The 15,403-nt window shown below is 62.2% G+C and carries 11 protein-coding genes; 10 read left to right on the top strand and 1 reads right to left on the bottom strand.

The genetic code is table 11. The annotated features are described in order from the left end of the window. Positions 1-882: 882 nt before the first annotated feature. Complete coding sequence (locus tag ACI38B_RS02180) at positions 883-1,017, bottom strand: hypothetical protein (RefSeq protein WP_439729338.1); 135 nt, start codon at positions 1,015-1,017, stop codon at positions 883-885. Position 1,018: 1 nt separating this feature from the next. Between ACI38B_RS02180 and ACI38B_RS02175 the strand changes: the two genes are divergently transcribed. The 10 genes from ACI38B_RS02175 (at position 1,019) to ACI38B_RS02130 (ending at position 14,460) form a co-directional block, all read left to right on the top strand. Then, positions 1,019-2,251 carry an ABC transporter substrate-binding protein gene (locus ACI38B_RS02175; protein WP_439729365.1) on the top strand — a complete coding sequence of 411 codons (1,233 nt, stop codon included), beginning with the start codon at positions 1,019-1,021 and terminating at the stop codon, positions 2,249-2,251. A gap of 824 nt (positions 2,252-3,075) precedes the next feature. Next, on the top strand, positions 3,076-4,713 hold the full coding sequence (locus tag ACI38B_RS02170) for a CrcB family protein (RefSeq protein ID WP_439729337.1): 1,638 nt from the start codon (positions 3,076-3,078) through the stop codon (positions 4,711-4,713). Then, positions 4,713-5,078 (top strand): fluoride efflux transporter FluC, encoded by a 366-nt coding sequence (locus ACI38B_RS02165; protein WP_439729336.1) that lies wholly within the window; start codon positions 4,713-4,715, stop codon positions 5,076-5,078. Before ACI38B_RS02170 ends, ACI38B_RS02165 begins: the two co-directional genes overlap by 1 nt. A gap of 272 nt (positions 5,079-5,350) precedes the next feature. Then, entirely contained in the window at positions 5,351-6,469 is a 1,119-nt protein-coding gene (locus ACI38B_RS02160) for a LacI family DNA-binding transcriptional regulator (protein ID WP_439729335.1), read from the top strand. Between the two features lie 203 nt (positions 6,470-6,672). Beyond that, positions 6,673-7,485 carry a FadR/GntR family transcriptional regulator gene (locus tag ACI38B_RS02155; protein WP_439729334.1) on the top strand — a complete coding sequence of 271 codons (813 nt, stop codon included), beginning with the start codon at positions 6,673-6,675 and terminating at the stop codon, positions 7,483-7,485. Then, positions 7,482-8,585, top strand: coding sequence for an acetamidase/formamidase family protein (locus tag ACI38B_RS02150; RefSeq protein ID WP_439729333.1), 1,104 nt, complete (start codon positions 7,482-7,484; stop codon positions 8,583-8,585). The genes ACI38B_RS02155 and ACI38B_RS02150 overlap by 4 nt, the downstream gene beginning before the upstream one ends. A 155-nt stretch (positions 8,586-8,740) precedes the next feature. Continuing rightward, the gene (locus ACI38B_RS02145) at positions 8,741-10,075 is read left to right on the top strand and encodes a chloride channel protein (RefSeq protein ID WP_439729332.1); all 1,335 of its coding nucleotides are present in this window, start codon (positions 8,741-8,743) and stop codon (positions 10,073-10,075) included. Positions 10,076-10,606: 531 nt separating this feature from the next. Then, positions 10,607-10,924 (top strand): DUF1653 domain-containing protein, encoded by a 318-nt coding sequence (locus ACI38B_RS02140; RefSeq protein ID WP_439729331.1) that lies wholly within the window; start codon positions 10,607-10,609, stop codon positions 10,922-10,924. Positions 10,925-11,242: 318 nt separating this feature from the next. Beyond that, positions 11,243-12,754 (top strand): sucrose phosphorylase, encoded by a 1,512-nt coding sequence (gene gtfA / locus ACI38B_RS02135; RefSeq protein WP_439729330.1) that lies wholly within the window; start codon positions 11,243-11,245, stop codon positions 12,752-12,754. Between the two features lie 104 nt (positions 12,755-12,858). Beyond that, positions 12,859-14,460, top strand: a complete 1,602-nt coding sequence (locus ACI38B_RS02130; RefSeq protein ID WP_439729329.1) for an MFS transporter — start codon at positions 12,859-12,861, stop codon at positions 14,458-14,460. The last annotated feature ends 943 nt before the right edge of the window (positions 14,461-15,403 follow it).

Raw genomic sequence — 15,403 nt, 5'->3', positions numbered from 1 at the left:
TGTGAGTAATTCCTCACACAGTCGCCGCTTTCGTTCTCGTGCCCCCGGTCGCCGGCCGGACAACCCGCCACCGTGTGAGGATTGGCTCACACTCTGCCGATCGGCGTGCTCCGATTCCCTCCGGTGAGTGGTGACTGGGACCACTTTGTGAGGATTGGCTCGCACTCTGCCGGTCATGTGTCCCGATCCTGTTCCTGCGGGTGGCGCCGGAGGCCATTGTGTGAGGATTCGCTCACATCCTGGCGTCCCGACTAACCTGCGCAGCCGATATGTACAGGCGTCCGAGGCCTTGTCTGAAGCGTTCTGCTCAATTGCGTATGTCTGGGCATGCGTGGTCTGTAGGCTTTCCTGATTTGGCAGCGGGATTGTATGGGATGTGTCGGGATGCGTATGTGGTGACATGCGTGGCCGGATGGTTCGTGTTTCTTGATGGCGGTGGATGGGTGTCATCTGTCGGGTTGTGTATGTCCGGGCATGCGTGGTGTGTCGGTTCTCCTGATTTGTCAGCGGGACCGAGCGGGATGCGTCAAGTTGTGTATGTCTGGGCATGCGTGGCGTGGCGGTGCATCCTGTTTGTCAGCGATGTCTCGTGGGATGTGTCAAGTCGTGTATGTCCGGGCATGCGTGGGCGGCTGGTTCGTGTTTCTTGATGGCGGTGGATGGGTGTCATCTGTGGGGTTGTGCATGTCCGGGCATGCGTGGTGTGTCGGTTCTCCTGATTTGTCAGCGATGTCTCGCGGGATGCGCCGTCCCGCGTATGTCAGGGCATCCGCCCGCAACATTTCCTATTGTTTTCGCATGTCACGGTCAGGAAACATCCGGCACACGCCTGTGTTGCAAACCACGCTTAGATTCACGGGTAAACGAAGCGGCAAACCTACATCACCGTAATGTCCAATCGTCCGCTTCGCAGCAATGAATCAGCATGGGAGAGAGGAAACTGATCATGCGATACTCAACATCATCAACATCATCAACGCCATCAACATCATCGCGCAAGTCAATGAAACGAACCATGATGTGTGCCACCGCCGCCGTCGCCGCACTGACCCTGGCATTGTCCGGCTGCGGCTCCTCGTCATCAGGCGGTTCGGCCTCGAGTGGCGCGAGTGGCGGATTCGTGCTCGGCGCGCTGTTCCCGCAGACCGGCTCGCTGGCGTACATGTCCCCGCAGGAGGAAGGCGCGGTCAAGCTCGCCCTCAAGGACATCAACGATGCGGGCGGCGTGCTCGGCAAGAAGGCCACGTCGGTGAGCGCCGACACCTCGGACGCCGACCACGCGGACCAGAACACGTCCGGCACCCAGTCGGTGCTGTCCAAGAAGCCGTCCGCGATTATCGGCCCGGCATCCAGCTCCGTGGTCAAGAACGTGTGCAAGGAGATTTCCGCGGCGAAGGTCCCGCTGATTTCGATGGGCGCGACATCCGCAAGCTTGTCCGGCGTCGACCCATACTTCTTCCGCACGGTCGCCCCGGATAGCGTGCAGGGCGCGGTACTCGGCAACGTGATCGCCCAAGACGGCGTGCAGAAGCTTGCAATCGCGGCGTTCAACGACGAGTACGGTACCGGTTTGCGCGACACCATCGCCAAGACCGCTGAGGATGCCGGCGTCAACGTGGTGTATGGCGCGGATCAGGCCTTCGACCCGACCGAAACGAACTTCTCCTCGCTCGTGTCCACCATCAAGGCCTCCAACCCGGACGCCATCGCGATTATCGCCTTCGACCAGACCAAGGCGCTCATCAAGGAAATGATCAGCCAGGGCATTGATACCACGAAGCTGTATCTGGTTGATGGCAATACCTCCGACTATTCCGACACTTTTGACAAGGGCACGCTCAAGGGCGTGACCGGCACGATTCCGGGCGCCCACGCGACTGCGGACTTCCAGAAGAAGGTCAAGTCCATGGAAAGCAGCGTCAAGGATTACACCTATGCGGCTGAAACGTATGACGGTGTGATTCTGTTTGCGCTCGCCGCACAGAAGGGCGGCAAGGCCGACGGCGAGACCATCCAGAAGAACCTGCTCGCGGTGTCGGGCGCGAATGGCGGCACGAAGTGCAAGTCTTATAAGGAATGCGTGGGGCTGCTGAAGGACGGCAAGGACATCGAGTATGTCGGCCAGACCGGTATCGGCCCGTTCAACAAGGACCACGATCCGAGCTCCGCGAATATCGGTGTGTACAAGTTCGGCGAGGACAACAAGCCTGTGTTCGACCATGTCCAGTCCGGCAAGGTGTCTACTGACTGATGGCAGATGACTGATTGCCGATTACTGATGACTGGGCTGGTCGCGGGCTGGACTGTTGATCGATCGGGCACGATGCCGGTGGGTGAGGTGCCGATTTGGTCGATGGCTGGTCTGTGACAGGCTGGAGCCACTCAGCCGGTGGGTGAAGCCGGTGTGGGGGATGACGAAGCGGCCGGTGCGCTACGTGCGTGCCGGCCGCTTTGTGTTGTGTTGTTGTGCAGTTGCGGTGTTGGGTTGTTGGTTTGGACTGTTGTGGTGCTGTGTCGCGAGGTGTGGCGCGGTGCTGGCTTGCGCTGCCGGGTTGCGGTGCTGGGTTGCGGTTCCCGCTCGCCGACGGTATCCCCGGTGTATCGGAATAAAAGTAATTGCTGTTGACGTTCCGTCTGGTTGCGTATGCGGTGACATGCGTAACCAGACGGATGGCGCGGAGGAACAGCAAGCCCCCTTGGTATTTGCCGGGCTGCGTATGTCCGGGCATACGCAACGTTGCGTTATCGGCATATCAGGGCTTCCGGGTGCCTGCTTCTGTCGCGAAGCGTATGTCTCGGCATACTCGCGACCGGCAGCACCCCGGTCCGCGCGGCAAGCTCAATTGCATCCCCTGAGGCAGGCCGATACCTCTTGGCTACCGGTCACCAGCCCACCGGTCACCAGCCACCAGTCGGCAGGCGCGAATTTGTCGATTCGGCCCGTTGCGGTCGTGGCCGTTCCGCACGGTTCGTGCGATGGTTGCGGTACCATAGTGGATTGCCGCGATTCGCGGTGGCGCGAGTAAGGACGGCGGCGGGCGATTCCGCCTCACATGCATGATTTCGGAGTGACACATGACGCAACAGAATGGTCGGGACGCGGACGTCCTCGACGAAGACGGCGAAAGCGGCGAAGCGTCGCTGCCGGGTGCCATGGGGGCAGCGGCTTCACAGCATGCGGCTGTCACGTCTGAACCTGCATCTTCTGCATCGCCCGTTGACTCCACCGAGCCCGCATCTGTCGCGTTTTCCGCTGATCCGGTTAGTTCCACGGGTTCTGCTGATTCCGTGGATTCCGCTGATCCCGCATCTCCTGCCGACCCTGCATCTTCTGTTGACCAGGCTGATTCCGCAGGTTCAGTCGATTCCGTGTCTCCGGTTGGCCTCGCATTTTCTGCTGATTCCGCCAATTCCGCCGGCCCCCTATCTCCTGCCGACCCCGCTGTCACGTCGGTGTTCTCGGTCGCTTCGATTGCTTCTGCAACTTCGACCCCCGCAACGGTCCCCGCAGTGCCGGAAGTCCCTGATATCCCCGCGATACCGACAGTGCTGACCGCCGCATCTGAATCGGTTAACGGGCGAGATTCCGCCGATTCCAATGCTCTCAGCAATCCCGCCAATCTAGGTCATCCCGCTGATTCCAGCACTCCTGAGAATCCGGGCAGTCCCGCGGACTCCGAAGATCCCGGCGCCCCTGCCGTTACCGGTGATTTCAACGACTATAGCGGTTCAGATAGTTCCGCTAGCCACGGTGATTCCAACAATCACAACGAATCCGGCGACTTCGGTAATCCCGTCAACAATGACAGGCCTAGTGATTCCACCAACCCCGTAACCCCCAGCGATTCCACCAACCCCGCAACCCCCGGCGATTCCACCAACCCCGCCAACCCCCAAACCCCCGGTGACGAGCCGAATCCCGAGACCTTGATGATCGAACAGGTCGAGCAGCGCGATGCCCCGGTGGGTGCTGCGGCATCCCCGAATCCTCCGCAGATTTCGCTGGCCCCAATCAAGAAACTCCGCGCCCAATTCAACCCGCTCGCCGACGGCCTTGTCTATCTGGTCGTGTTCCTCGGCGGCTTTGTCGGCACCGCCGTCCGCTACGGCGTGTCCGCGCTGTTCCCATCGTCCGGCTCCGAATTCCCCGTGGGTACGTTCATCGCGAATGTCGCGGCTTGCTTCCTGTTCTCGCTGCTTGCGGAAACGATGGCGCACGCCTCATGGATCCGCCGGCGCACCCGCCAATTGCTCAGCCGCGGGCTGGGACTCGGCTTATGCGGCGGATTGTCGACGATGTCCACCATGGCGGTCGAAAGTCTGACCGATATGCTCGACCATGAGCCGTGGATGGCTGTTTCCTATATGGTGGCGAGCGTGGTCGCCGGCACCATATGCTGCATCGCCGGTGTCCTGCTGGCGCACGCGCTGACGGCATCGCGAGCCGCCAAATCGCTGCGTCGCATGTCGGGCGGTTCCAAGGCGTCGCATAACGTCCGACGCACCGATTCCACGTCGGTCGGGGGCGGAAACCCAGCGTCCAGACATGCGCAGGCGTCCGGACACGCGCAGGCGTCCGCAGGTGGCAATCCCACTGCAACTGGCGGGGCCGCAGCGGGAAATGACCCGAATATGCCGGCTGCGTTTGAACCGACGCCTATCACCGCGGAAATCCCGCTGGTTCCAGATCCGGTGACCGGGGAGGTGCACTGATGCTGCTGGTATGTGTGTGCGGCGGACTTGGCGCAATGGTCCGCTATGTGTTCGACGTTTCGATTCGTCGCGGCTGGCATCACGCGTTTCCGCTGGCGACGCTGCTGGTCAACGTGCTCGCCTCGTTCTGCGCGGGCATGGCGGCGGCCGGCTACGCGTACCATACGGTCGATCACGCGACTAGCCTGATTTTCGTTGCGGGTTTTCTCGGCGGTATGTCCACGTTTTCGGCTGCCATCAACGAAATGGTGTCGCTTGCCCGTAATCGTCGCTGGTGGCTTGCGTTCTGGTATCTGCTTGCGACGATTGCGGCGCCGCTGTTGTGCGCGGCGTTGGGGTGGATGCTGGTCGCCGTGACGCGCTGAGCGTCTGCCGGACCGCGGTCGCATCCTCTGCACCCTCCGCATTCCGCACCCCGCATCCGCACCCCACGCGCTCCATCGTTACATCGCAACGCATGATGACGGAACCGGTGTCGCCGCTCGATTCGTCCCGATAGTACAATGCCGATAGCAGGCGCGATGCACGCCGCCCGGCGGTTCAAATCCCGCTTGGCGCGCGGCGTCCGTCCGCGCATAACAGAGAGCAGCAGAAAGCAACAGAGAGCGCTTGAATCAAGCTTCGTGAGGAGAAACTCGTGGTCGGAATGCGCGACGTGGCCAAAAAGGCCGGAGTGTCTTTGAGCACCGTATCGTTGGTGGTGAACGCTTCCGGATACGTTTCGCAAGATATGCGTCATCGCGTTGAACAGGCGATGCGCGAATTGGATTATATTCCCAACGAGCTGGCGCGCAATCTGTATCGCGGACGGACCGGAATGATCGGTGTAATCGTGCCGACATTGCGTCATCCGTTTTTCGCGACGTTGGTGTCCGCGCTGCAGGGGCGGCTTGCGAAGCATGAATTGCAGACCTTGCTGTGTTCTACGGCCGATGCGGATACCGGTGAGGCGGAGTATGTCAGCCGTTTGCGCCGGCACATGATGGACGGGATCATCATGGCTGCTCACACTGATCATCCTGCGGATTACTGGACGTCAATCGGCCGGCCTGTCGTCGCGTTCGACCGCACGCTGGGCGACACCATCGCCACGGTCCGTTCCGATCATGAGCGGGGCGGACGGCTTGTCGCCGACCAGCTGGTGAAATCGGGCGCCCGCCATGTGGTGATGGTCGGCGGCCCGCGCAGCCAGTTCGATGACCGCGGCGAAGGGGCAACCACATTCCCCACGGTGCGGTATTTCCAGACGCTGGGCGAGCGGCTCGACGCGGCTGGAATCCGGCATGAGTATGTGGCGTGTGGGCCGGTCACGGATGTCGAGGGGTATGCGCGGGCGGTGCATATGCTGTTCGACCGGCTTGACGAATCGCGTTCCGGCGGTTCTTCTGGCAGTTCTGCTAGCGGTTCTGATGCCGGTAATGGCGGGATTCCGCCGGTCGATGCGATCGTTGGTTCTGACGTGGTCGCCGCGTGCGCGGTGAAGGAGGCGTTCGCGCACGGGCTGAACGTGCCGCGCGATGTGCAAATCATCGGGTATGACGGCACGTGTCTAGCCGATTGTGCCGGAATGACGCTGACGGTCATCAAGCAGGATTTCGATACGATTGCCGAGCGGTTGGCATCGCATATCGTCGATGCCGTCAACGAGCCGAATGCCCGGGACCACGCGGATGCCGACGACTCGAAAGACGCGGCGGGGGCCGATATCGTGCCGGTTTCCCTCCGCATCGGCGACACCACCCGGCCTGTCGCCTAGCGGCCTGCCAGGCGGGGAACAATCCTGAGGGCAGGGCGGGCCTGTCTTCCCCGGGAATTGGTCCAGTGGTCGTCCACTTGCCGACCACTGCGAAACCCCGCGGAAATACGGCGATGATTGGCTGTCAGCAGTATGAGGTGCACGCCAAGAGGTCCAATCCAACCCGCGGCCGTGCGCCATCGGAACGACACCGGGAGACGGCTATGGGCGACAACGACAGTGACGGGACATTCCTCGCATCCGCTGCGGGCAAACCCGCCGAACTGGCCTCCATACTCGCCGGCCGGATCACGGCAGGGCAATACCCGCCCGGCACGCGACTGCCCGGCGAACGTGAGCTCGCCGCGACCTTCCACGTCTCACGCGGCACAGTCCGCGATGCCGTCGCCATTCTCGCGCAACGCCACGTGGTGCGCACCAAATGGGGTGCCGGCACCATCGTGCTGGACACCGACGAGGCGTCCCTCGCCATCGAGGCGGTATTGAGGCAAGCCGACCACGAACGCGGCAATATCCGCGAGCTGCGGGACCTGGTCGAGCCTGCCATGGCCGCACTCGCCGCACGCAGGGCATCGCCCTCGGACCTGGTGACCCTCCACGGCATCATCGACCACACTGACATCCGGATGACGCCACGCGAATCCTTGCGAATGGACATGGCGTTCCATCTGGCACTCGCCGAAAGCACCGGCAATCCGCTGCTGGCGGCGCTGCTGCGGTTTGTCAACGATTCCGCGGAAGCCACGCGGGCCGGTACGCACAGCACGATTACGAGACGCCGCGTCTCACTGGATGGACACCGTGCGATTTTCTCGTGCATCCAGGCCGGTGACGCGCCCGGGGCCCGGCAGGCGATGCTTGACCATCTGCGGGCCATCGGCGGGATGGACGTTCTCGGCATCCAGCCGCAACAGCCGGCAGGGTCGATGGGGCCAACGAAGTCAACGGAACCAACGAAGCCAATGGAACCAACGAAGTCAATGAAGTCAACGAGGCAAGCGAGGGGCGAACGATGAGCATCATCCACCTGCCAAGCCATCCGGATACCGTGCGGTGGGGCACCCTGCCCGCCCGCGGCGACCGTCCCGCCGCCGCCATCAACGCCGGGGACACGTTGCGCATCGACACGCTCAGCCATGAGGGCCTGCTGGAAGAACAAGGCAAGGATCCGCTGGGATTCTTCCAAGCGCAGGGCGTCGCGGCACCCGACATCCTCGCGGACGCGGCCGCCATCGCCGCCGAATCGGACCATCCGCACGGTTCCGGGCCGCACGTGATCAACGGTCCGGTCGAAGTGCGCGGGGCGAAACCCGGAGACTGGCTGGCCATCGATATCCTCCGCCTCTCCCCGCGCGTCGACTACGGCATCATCTCGAACCGTCACGGCAAAGGCGTACTGCCATCCATGCCCGAAGCCGGGCGTCGGACGGTCAGCATCTTCGCCCGGCGCATGCGCGTACACGGCAAGGACGTCGGCGTCATGCGGAAAACCGGCCCGGATGCGATCGACGCCTACCATACGTATCTGGCCGGCGGTGCGCCAGCGAGCCTGCCCGAGCCGGATGACCCCGATACGGTGGCCTTCCCGCTACGCCCGTTCCTCGGCATCATCGGCGTCACGCCGGACACCGGCGAGCATCTGAGCACCGTACCGCCCGGGGATTTCGGCGGCAACCTCGACATCAACCTCATGGTCGAAGGCACGCGCCTGTACCTGCCGGTATTCGTAGACGGCGCCGGCCTGTACGCGGGCGACCCGCATTTCGCGCAAGGCGACGGCGAGGTCGCGCTGACCGCACTCGAAGCGTCCTTGGAAGCCGACCTGCGTGTCGAGGTCATCGCCGGGCCTGATTTCACGCGGCGTTTCGGTGTGTTGCAGGGGCCGCTGCTGGAAACCCCCGACTACCTGGTGACCACCGGCCGCGCCCTGCGCCTCGATGACGCGCTGGAACATTGCGTGGAGGAATCCCTGCGCCTGCTGGTCGACGGCTGCGGCTTCGACCGCGCGCACGCCTACGCGTACCTCAGCGCCGCCGCCGACTTCGATATCTCCGAGGCGGTGGACATCCAACGCGGCGTCCATGCGGCGATTCGACGGGCCGATATCGGCCGGTAGCAAGGCAGGACAGCGGCGGCACGGCAGCCGGCGGATACTTGGATGCCGGCAAGAAACAGACGCATCCCCTCCCGTCGCCGCATACGCCGAAGATGAGTACGGGATCGTTGGAACACAATCCAGCCTGATTCGGCCCAACAGATGAAAGAGATGACATGGTACAAGCAGACACCACCACCGGACGCACCGACGAACCGGCGGAACAAACCGACACCGGCAGTCAGCGCCTGGTGCGTCTCGCCACGGCGGTGGCAGCAGCATCCGCGCTCGCCGGTGTGGCGGCCGGCCTGCTCACCCTCATGCTGTACGGCGTGGAGCACCTGTTCCTCGGGTATGTAGAGGGGGTTTCGGCTCCCGGTCCATTCGCGGTGCCGGCGTGGCGACGGGCTGTGTCCGTGTTCGTCGGGTTGTCGGTCGCGGCGGTGATTTGGTGGTTGCTGCGTACGCGCACGACCAAAGTGCCGTCGGTCAAACAGGCGGTGGGCGGTTCGCGTATGCCCGCGTGGCAGACCGTGGTGCATGTGATGCTGCAGATTTTCATTGTCGGTTCTGGCGCCTCGATTGGCCGTGAGGTCGCCCCGCGCGAATTGGGCGCTCTGCTCGGCCAGCGTTTCGCGGGTTTGACTCGTCTGGGCAAACGGGATACGCGCACACTCGTTGCGATTGCCGCCGCTGCGGGTCTCGCCGGTGTCTACAACGCGCCGCTCGCCGGAACCTTCTTCGCCGCGGAAATCCTGCTCCATGACATCAGTCTGGAAACGGTTGCCCTGGCGTTTGGCGGTTCGGCTTTGGCGGCATGGACGGCATCGCTGATCAAAGGCACGCACACCTTCTACGATTTGGGGCAGGTCAGCGCCCTGTTCACCCCGGATCTTATCGTTTTCGCGCTGATTGCCGGCGCGGTGTGCGGGGTGTTAGGTGCCCTGTTCCGCCGCGGTTCCGCATGGGCTGAATCGCATAAGTCCACGGGTGTGACGCTGCTGTGGACCATGCCGCTGGCCGGCGCACTCACTGGTGTCGCCGCAATCTGGATGCCGCAGCTCATGGGCAATGGCCGCGCGTTGGGGCAGCTGGGATTCTCGAGCGCGGTTGAGTTGTCGGTCATTCCGGGGTTGTTGATTGGATTCGCGGCGAAAGCCGTACTGACCCTGCTGACCATCCGTTCTGGCGCTTCGGGCGGTGTGCTGCAGCCGGGCATCGCGCTGGGTGCGTCGATGGGTGCGATTCTTGGTGTGCTGTGGATGACGTGCTTCCACACGAATGCGCTCGCCGTGTATGCGTTGATTGGCGCGTGCGCACTGCTGTCCGCATCCCAGCAGGCGCCGCTGATGGCGACCTGTCTGGTGATGGAGCTCGCCGCCGCACCGGTGAACCTGTTCGTGCCCGCCGGCTGCGCGGTCGCGGTGAGTGCGCTGGTGTGCAAAGCGCTGATGCCGCGTCTCGACGCGTGGCATCCGCTGGTCGGTATTGCCGCCCGCGCCCACCGTTGAGCCCGATCCCACACTGGGTGCGCTGATCCACGGTCGGATGCGGGAGATTGCGCTGAATCGGCCATTGGGTGGATAATCTCCCGGGAGAATTGTCGAGTTCGACTCCGTTCCGCAAGAACTCCCAACGACATCGTTGGAATCATGCGGTTCGCAAAATGATGCGGTTGGGAGTTTTCTCGCGGATTGGCCGAATCAGGCTAAACTCCCGCGGGAAGCCGGGACTTTACGCATTTGTGGCCCGTCTCAGCGTAAAGTGCCGATCGTCTCAAGAAGCATGTGTCCGTATCCGCAGAATCGAATGTCGAAACGCACGGTATGGCAAAGCGATCACGGAACAGGAGAGTACCGTGCAATGTTCACTGCCATAGAATCGTTGATATTCTGCGGTTTTGATTCCGTGTCACAGCTATCTCTGCCAGCCTGACTCTCCGCGGCCGCACAATCGGTCCTCGAAATTCACCGTATGGAAAAGTAACCGTGAGCAGGACGGATGTGCGACGCTCACCACCTCGCCCGTGTACGATGCGAGGCATGAACAACAGCCAAGCCCCCCACACCCCGGCCGAAACCGAGCCACCCGCTTCCGCGCAATCGCACCCCATCCGCCGCATCCTCCGCGGCCGCATCTACCGCCATTTCAAGGGCGACCGGTACCTTGTTGAGGATTTCGCCACGGATTCCGAGTCCGGCCTGCCGGTGGTGGTGTATCGCAAATTGTACGATGATGGCTCGCTGTGGGTGCGCCCGCTTGAGATGTTCGCCGGTGAGGTCGACCGCGCGAAGTATCCCGATGTCCGGCAGCGCTACCGATTCGAACTCGAGGATGTCCCCAGCGTGAATCATCGCTGAATTCTTGGCACTGGCACGCCTCACAATACCTCACGCTTCGTCCCTTCCCAGACGTACGCGTCTTCCTCAGGATGCCTCGGCTCCATCGCTCTTGTGCCGCCCGCAAGACCCCGTATCCGGCACAGTTTCGCCGAATCCCGCGTGTCGCTGAGCGCCATGACCACCCCCGCGCGTACGATATCAAACCGGTTCGATACGCGTTCGGGAATCGTTCGGGAAAATGATGGCGGACGGCGACTCGAATCGCCAAATCCACGAAAATCCGCCGAAAACCCGTTACACTGTAAGTGTTCTGTGTTTGGCGTCGAAGGAGGGTCAATGAAGAACAAAGTCCAGCTCATCACCTATGCCGACCGGTTGGGAGACGGTACCATTGCGTCCCTGACCGACGTGCTGCGCACCCGTTTCAACGGTGTCTACGAAGGCGTGCACATCCTGCCGTTCTTCACCCCGTTCGACGGCGCCGACGCCGGATTCGACCCGGTGGACCACACCAAGGTCGATCCGCGCCTGGGCACGTGGGACGATATCGCCGAGCTGTCCAAGACCCACGACATCATGGTCGACACCATTGTCAACCACATGTCCTGGGAATCCAAGCAATTCCAAGATGTCATGAAGCGCGGCGAAGACAGCCCCTACTACCCGATGTTCCTCACCATGTCGAGCGTCTTCCCCGACGGCGCCACCGAAGAGGATCTCGCCGGCATCTACCGTCCGCGCCCGGGCCTGCCGTTCACCCACTACACGTGGGGCGGCAAGACCCGCCTCGTGTGGACCACCTTCACCCCGCAGCAGGTCGATATCGACACCGATTCCAAGGAAGGTTGGGATTACCTGCTGTCCATCCTCGACCAGCTGTCGCGCAGCCACGTGAGCTACATCCGCCTCGACGCGGTCGGCTACGGCGCCAAGCAGGCCAAGACCAGCTGCTTCATGACCCCCAAGACCTTCGACCTCATCGGCCGGATCAAGGCGGAAGCCGAATCCCGCGGTCTCGAAACACTGATCGAAGTGCACTCCTACTACAAGAAGCAGGTCGCCATCGCCAACAAGGTCGATCGCGTCTACGATTTCGCGATTCCGGGCCTGCTGCTGCACGCGCTGACCACCGGCAAGACCGGTTCGATTGCAAAGTGGGTCGAGGTGCGCCCGAACAATGCGGTCACCGTGCTCGACACGCATGACGGCATCGGCGTCATCGACATTGGCTCCGACCAGCTCGACCGCAGCCTCAAGGGTCTCGTGCCCGACGAGGAAGTCGATCAGCTCGTCGAAACCATCCACGAGAACACCCATGGCGAATCCCGCGCCGCGACCGGTGCCGCCGCCAGCAACCTTGACCTCTATCAGGTCAATTCCACGTACTATTCGGCGCTCGGCTGCAACGACCAGCATTACCTCGCCGCGCGTGCCGTGCAGTTCTTCCTGCCCGGCGTGCCGCAGGTGTACTATGTCGGCGCGCTCGCCGGCGCGAATGACATGGAGCTGCTGCATCGCACGAATGTCGGCCGCGACATCAACCGCCACTACTATTCGGTGGAGGAAATCGACCGCAATCTCGAACGTCCGGTCGTCAAGGCGCTCAACGCCTTGTGCCGTATGCGCAACCAGCTTGACGCATTCGACGGCGAGTTCACCTTCAGCCATGAGGGCGACACGCTGACCTTCGATTGGAAGGGCGAGACCACGTCGGCAACCCTCACGTTCGAGCCGAAACGAGGCCTGGGAGTAGACAACCAGACTTCCGTGTGCACGCTGCGCTGGTCGGATGCGGCCGGCGAGCATGAAACTGACGATCTGCTGGCCGCTCCGCCGACGGTCGCTTGAAATGATTGACTGCCGCTGCCGGGTCCTGACGGGCCGGTGGCGGCAGTTACATAACAACGGCATTGCAGCAGGCGTTGCAAAAGCCATTGCAAAGGGGATCTGATATGACCAACAATGAGGCCGGTGGAACCGCCGGCAAGAAGCCAGGCAACGGGTATATCCGCCCGGGCATCGATGACCGTCCTGATTTGGACAAGGCGCTGACGCCAGAGCAGAAAGAGGCGGTTTCCCGTCTCGCTGTCCCGCTGCCCAAGAAGGCGAAGAGCGAGGATTCTGCGGCGTCCGTAGGCGTCCAGGAGACACGCATGGGCGCGGAAAGCGGCACTCCAGTCGCTGCGATGGCGAATTCCGTGGACGCGGCGGTACTCGACCCGAATTCAGCGTTCAACGATATGCGCGACCCGATGGTCAGCGCCGACGGGCACCGGCCGTCGAAGGCTGAAATCCTGCGGCTCGGCATCGGCTTCACGCTCAGCGCGGTCGTCTGCGCCATCCCGTGGGTTGCGTTGAGCACGGTCATCTTGCCGCAGGTGCTGGAGAACATCAACCCGGCCACCAAGGAATCCATGCTCGGCACCATCAACGCGGTCGGTTCGATTGTCGCGCTGCTGGCGAACGTGATTTTCGGCACGCTGTCCGATATGACGCGCAGCCGCTTCGGCAAGCGCAGCCCGTGGATTGTGCTCGGCGGCCTGATCGCCGGTCTGTCCGTCGGCCTGATTGCCGTGGGCCAGCACAGTTTCCCGGCGATTCTTGTGCTGTGGTGCTGCGCCCAGCTGGGGTATAACGTCATGCTCGCCCCGTTTGTGGCGACCATGTCCGACCGCGTGCCCGACAAGGTTCGTGGCACGATTTCCGGCTTCTACGGTGCCGGCATCGCCACCGGTCAGACGCTCGGCAACGTGGTCGGCGCCAAGCTCAACGACAACGGCGCGACCGGTGTCACGCTCGGCTGGCTGATCGGCGCGGCGGTGTTCGCGTTGATCGGTATCATCACGGTTGCCATCTGGCCGCGCGAAGGCTCCAACGTGAACGAGAGGCGTGAGGAAATCACTGCGAAGTCCGTGCTCATGAACTTCCGCCCGCCGCGTCACGCGCCTGATTTCTACTTCGCGCTGGTGGGCCGCACCCTGATGATGGGCGGCTACTGGATGATCAACGGCTACCTGTTCTACATTTCGCAGGATTACATTTTCGCCGGCCAATCGAACGCTAAGGACTCCGCAAACGCGTTGATCGCCGTGATGGGCGTGATTACGCTGGTCGTTTCGCTGATTGCCGCGCTGACCGCAGGCCCGATTACCGATAAGATCGGCCGCCGCAAGCTGCCGGTCGCGCTGGCCAGCTGCCTGTTCGCCGTCGGCATCCTGATGCCGCTGCTGATGCCGAGCCGCACGGGCATGCTGCTGTTCGCCGCGGTCGCCGGACTTGGCTATGGCGTGTACAACGCGATCGACCAGGCGCTGAACGTCTCTGTGTTGCCGAATCCTGACGAAGCGGGCAAGGATCTGGGCATCCTCAACCTTGCGAACACGCTGTCCACGGTGATCGGCTCGGTGTTCACGTCGACGATCATCAGCATTTCCAAGGGTATGCATCATGTGACTGCGACGCCGCCATCCGCCTATCGCGTGGTGTTCATCGTCGCCATCGTGATTGTGCTGATCGCTGCCTACCTGATCATGCGCATCAAGAAAGTGAAGTGACGCCACAGGCAGCGCGCGCTGCGCTAGTGCGTGTGGCTTGGCGACGGTGGCGGAATTGAAACGCCAGTTCGGTTGCGGGCGGTGCGCTCTACGCTAGTGCGTGTGCTGCGACGCCCCGCAACGCCTGAGCGCGTGCGATGTGCGATGTACCGGCCGGGTGCCTGTCTCCCCTCATTTTGGGGCGGAACGGGTGCCCGGCCGCTTGCGTTCTCGCACTGGCTGTGCAGGTGAAGGCATCCCGGCACGCCTGCGACCGCTGCCCCCGGTCTGGCGAGATATTCAGATTGGAGTCTGAAAAACTCATGGATTCGCCCTTCTGCCGCGAGATATTGAGAGTTTTTCTGAAAATCTCGCGTCTGGGCGTGTTCTCGTGAGTTTTTCTGATTCTGGCGAGTCGTCACAGTGGTGGTGGATTCTTGAAAACCGCGGAATATCAACGATGTGGGGGTGCTTCATTCGTGCGGGCTGGTCCATGGAATCTCAATAAGTCTCGTATTTGCGTTCCTGTCGGAGTTTTTCAGAGTTTTTTCTGAAAATCTCGCTGATTTCGGCGTTTCGCTGAGATATTGAGATTGCGCATTGAGAACTGAGGGCCGGCAGAATCGATTCGCAGGTTCATCTGCCGCTGTCTCATGCCGGTTCGTGCAGGTTGCGTGACGGCCAATCGTGGTGGCGTGCGATTGCGGCGCCAACCTATCGCTGACGCAGGCTCATATCGTGGCGCGTGCAATCGTGGCTGTCTCGTTCGTCCTCACCCAAACCGGTTACGCTGACGGCCGGCTCCGCGTAACCAGTTTGTGAGGTGGACGCGATCAATGACGATTCGTGGCGAAGTTAGGTTTCAGAGTGTTCCTCGAGCATATTGATGATTTGGCCGCTGCGGGAGTTTGCGCGGATTCCTTCATCGCGTGGATGAACTCCCGAGGGTTCATGTCAATCGTGC

It is taken from the genome of Bifidobacterium sp. (genome assembly GCF_051876855.1).
Taxonomy (GTDB): domain Bacteria; phylum Actinomycetota; class Actinomycetes; order Actinomycetales; family Bifidobacteriaceae; genus Bifidobacterium.
Note: the sequence above shows the minus strand (reverse complement) of the source record. Positions and strands in the feature narration are given on the sequence as shown.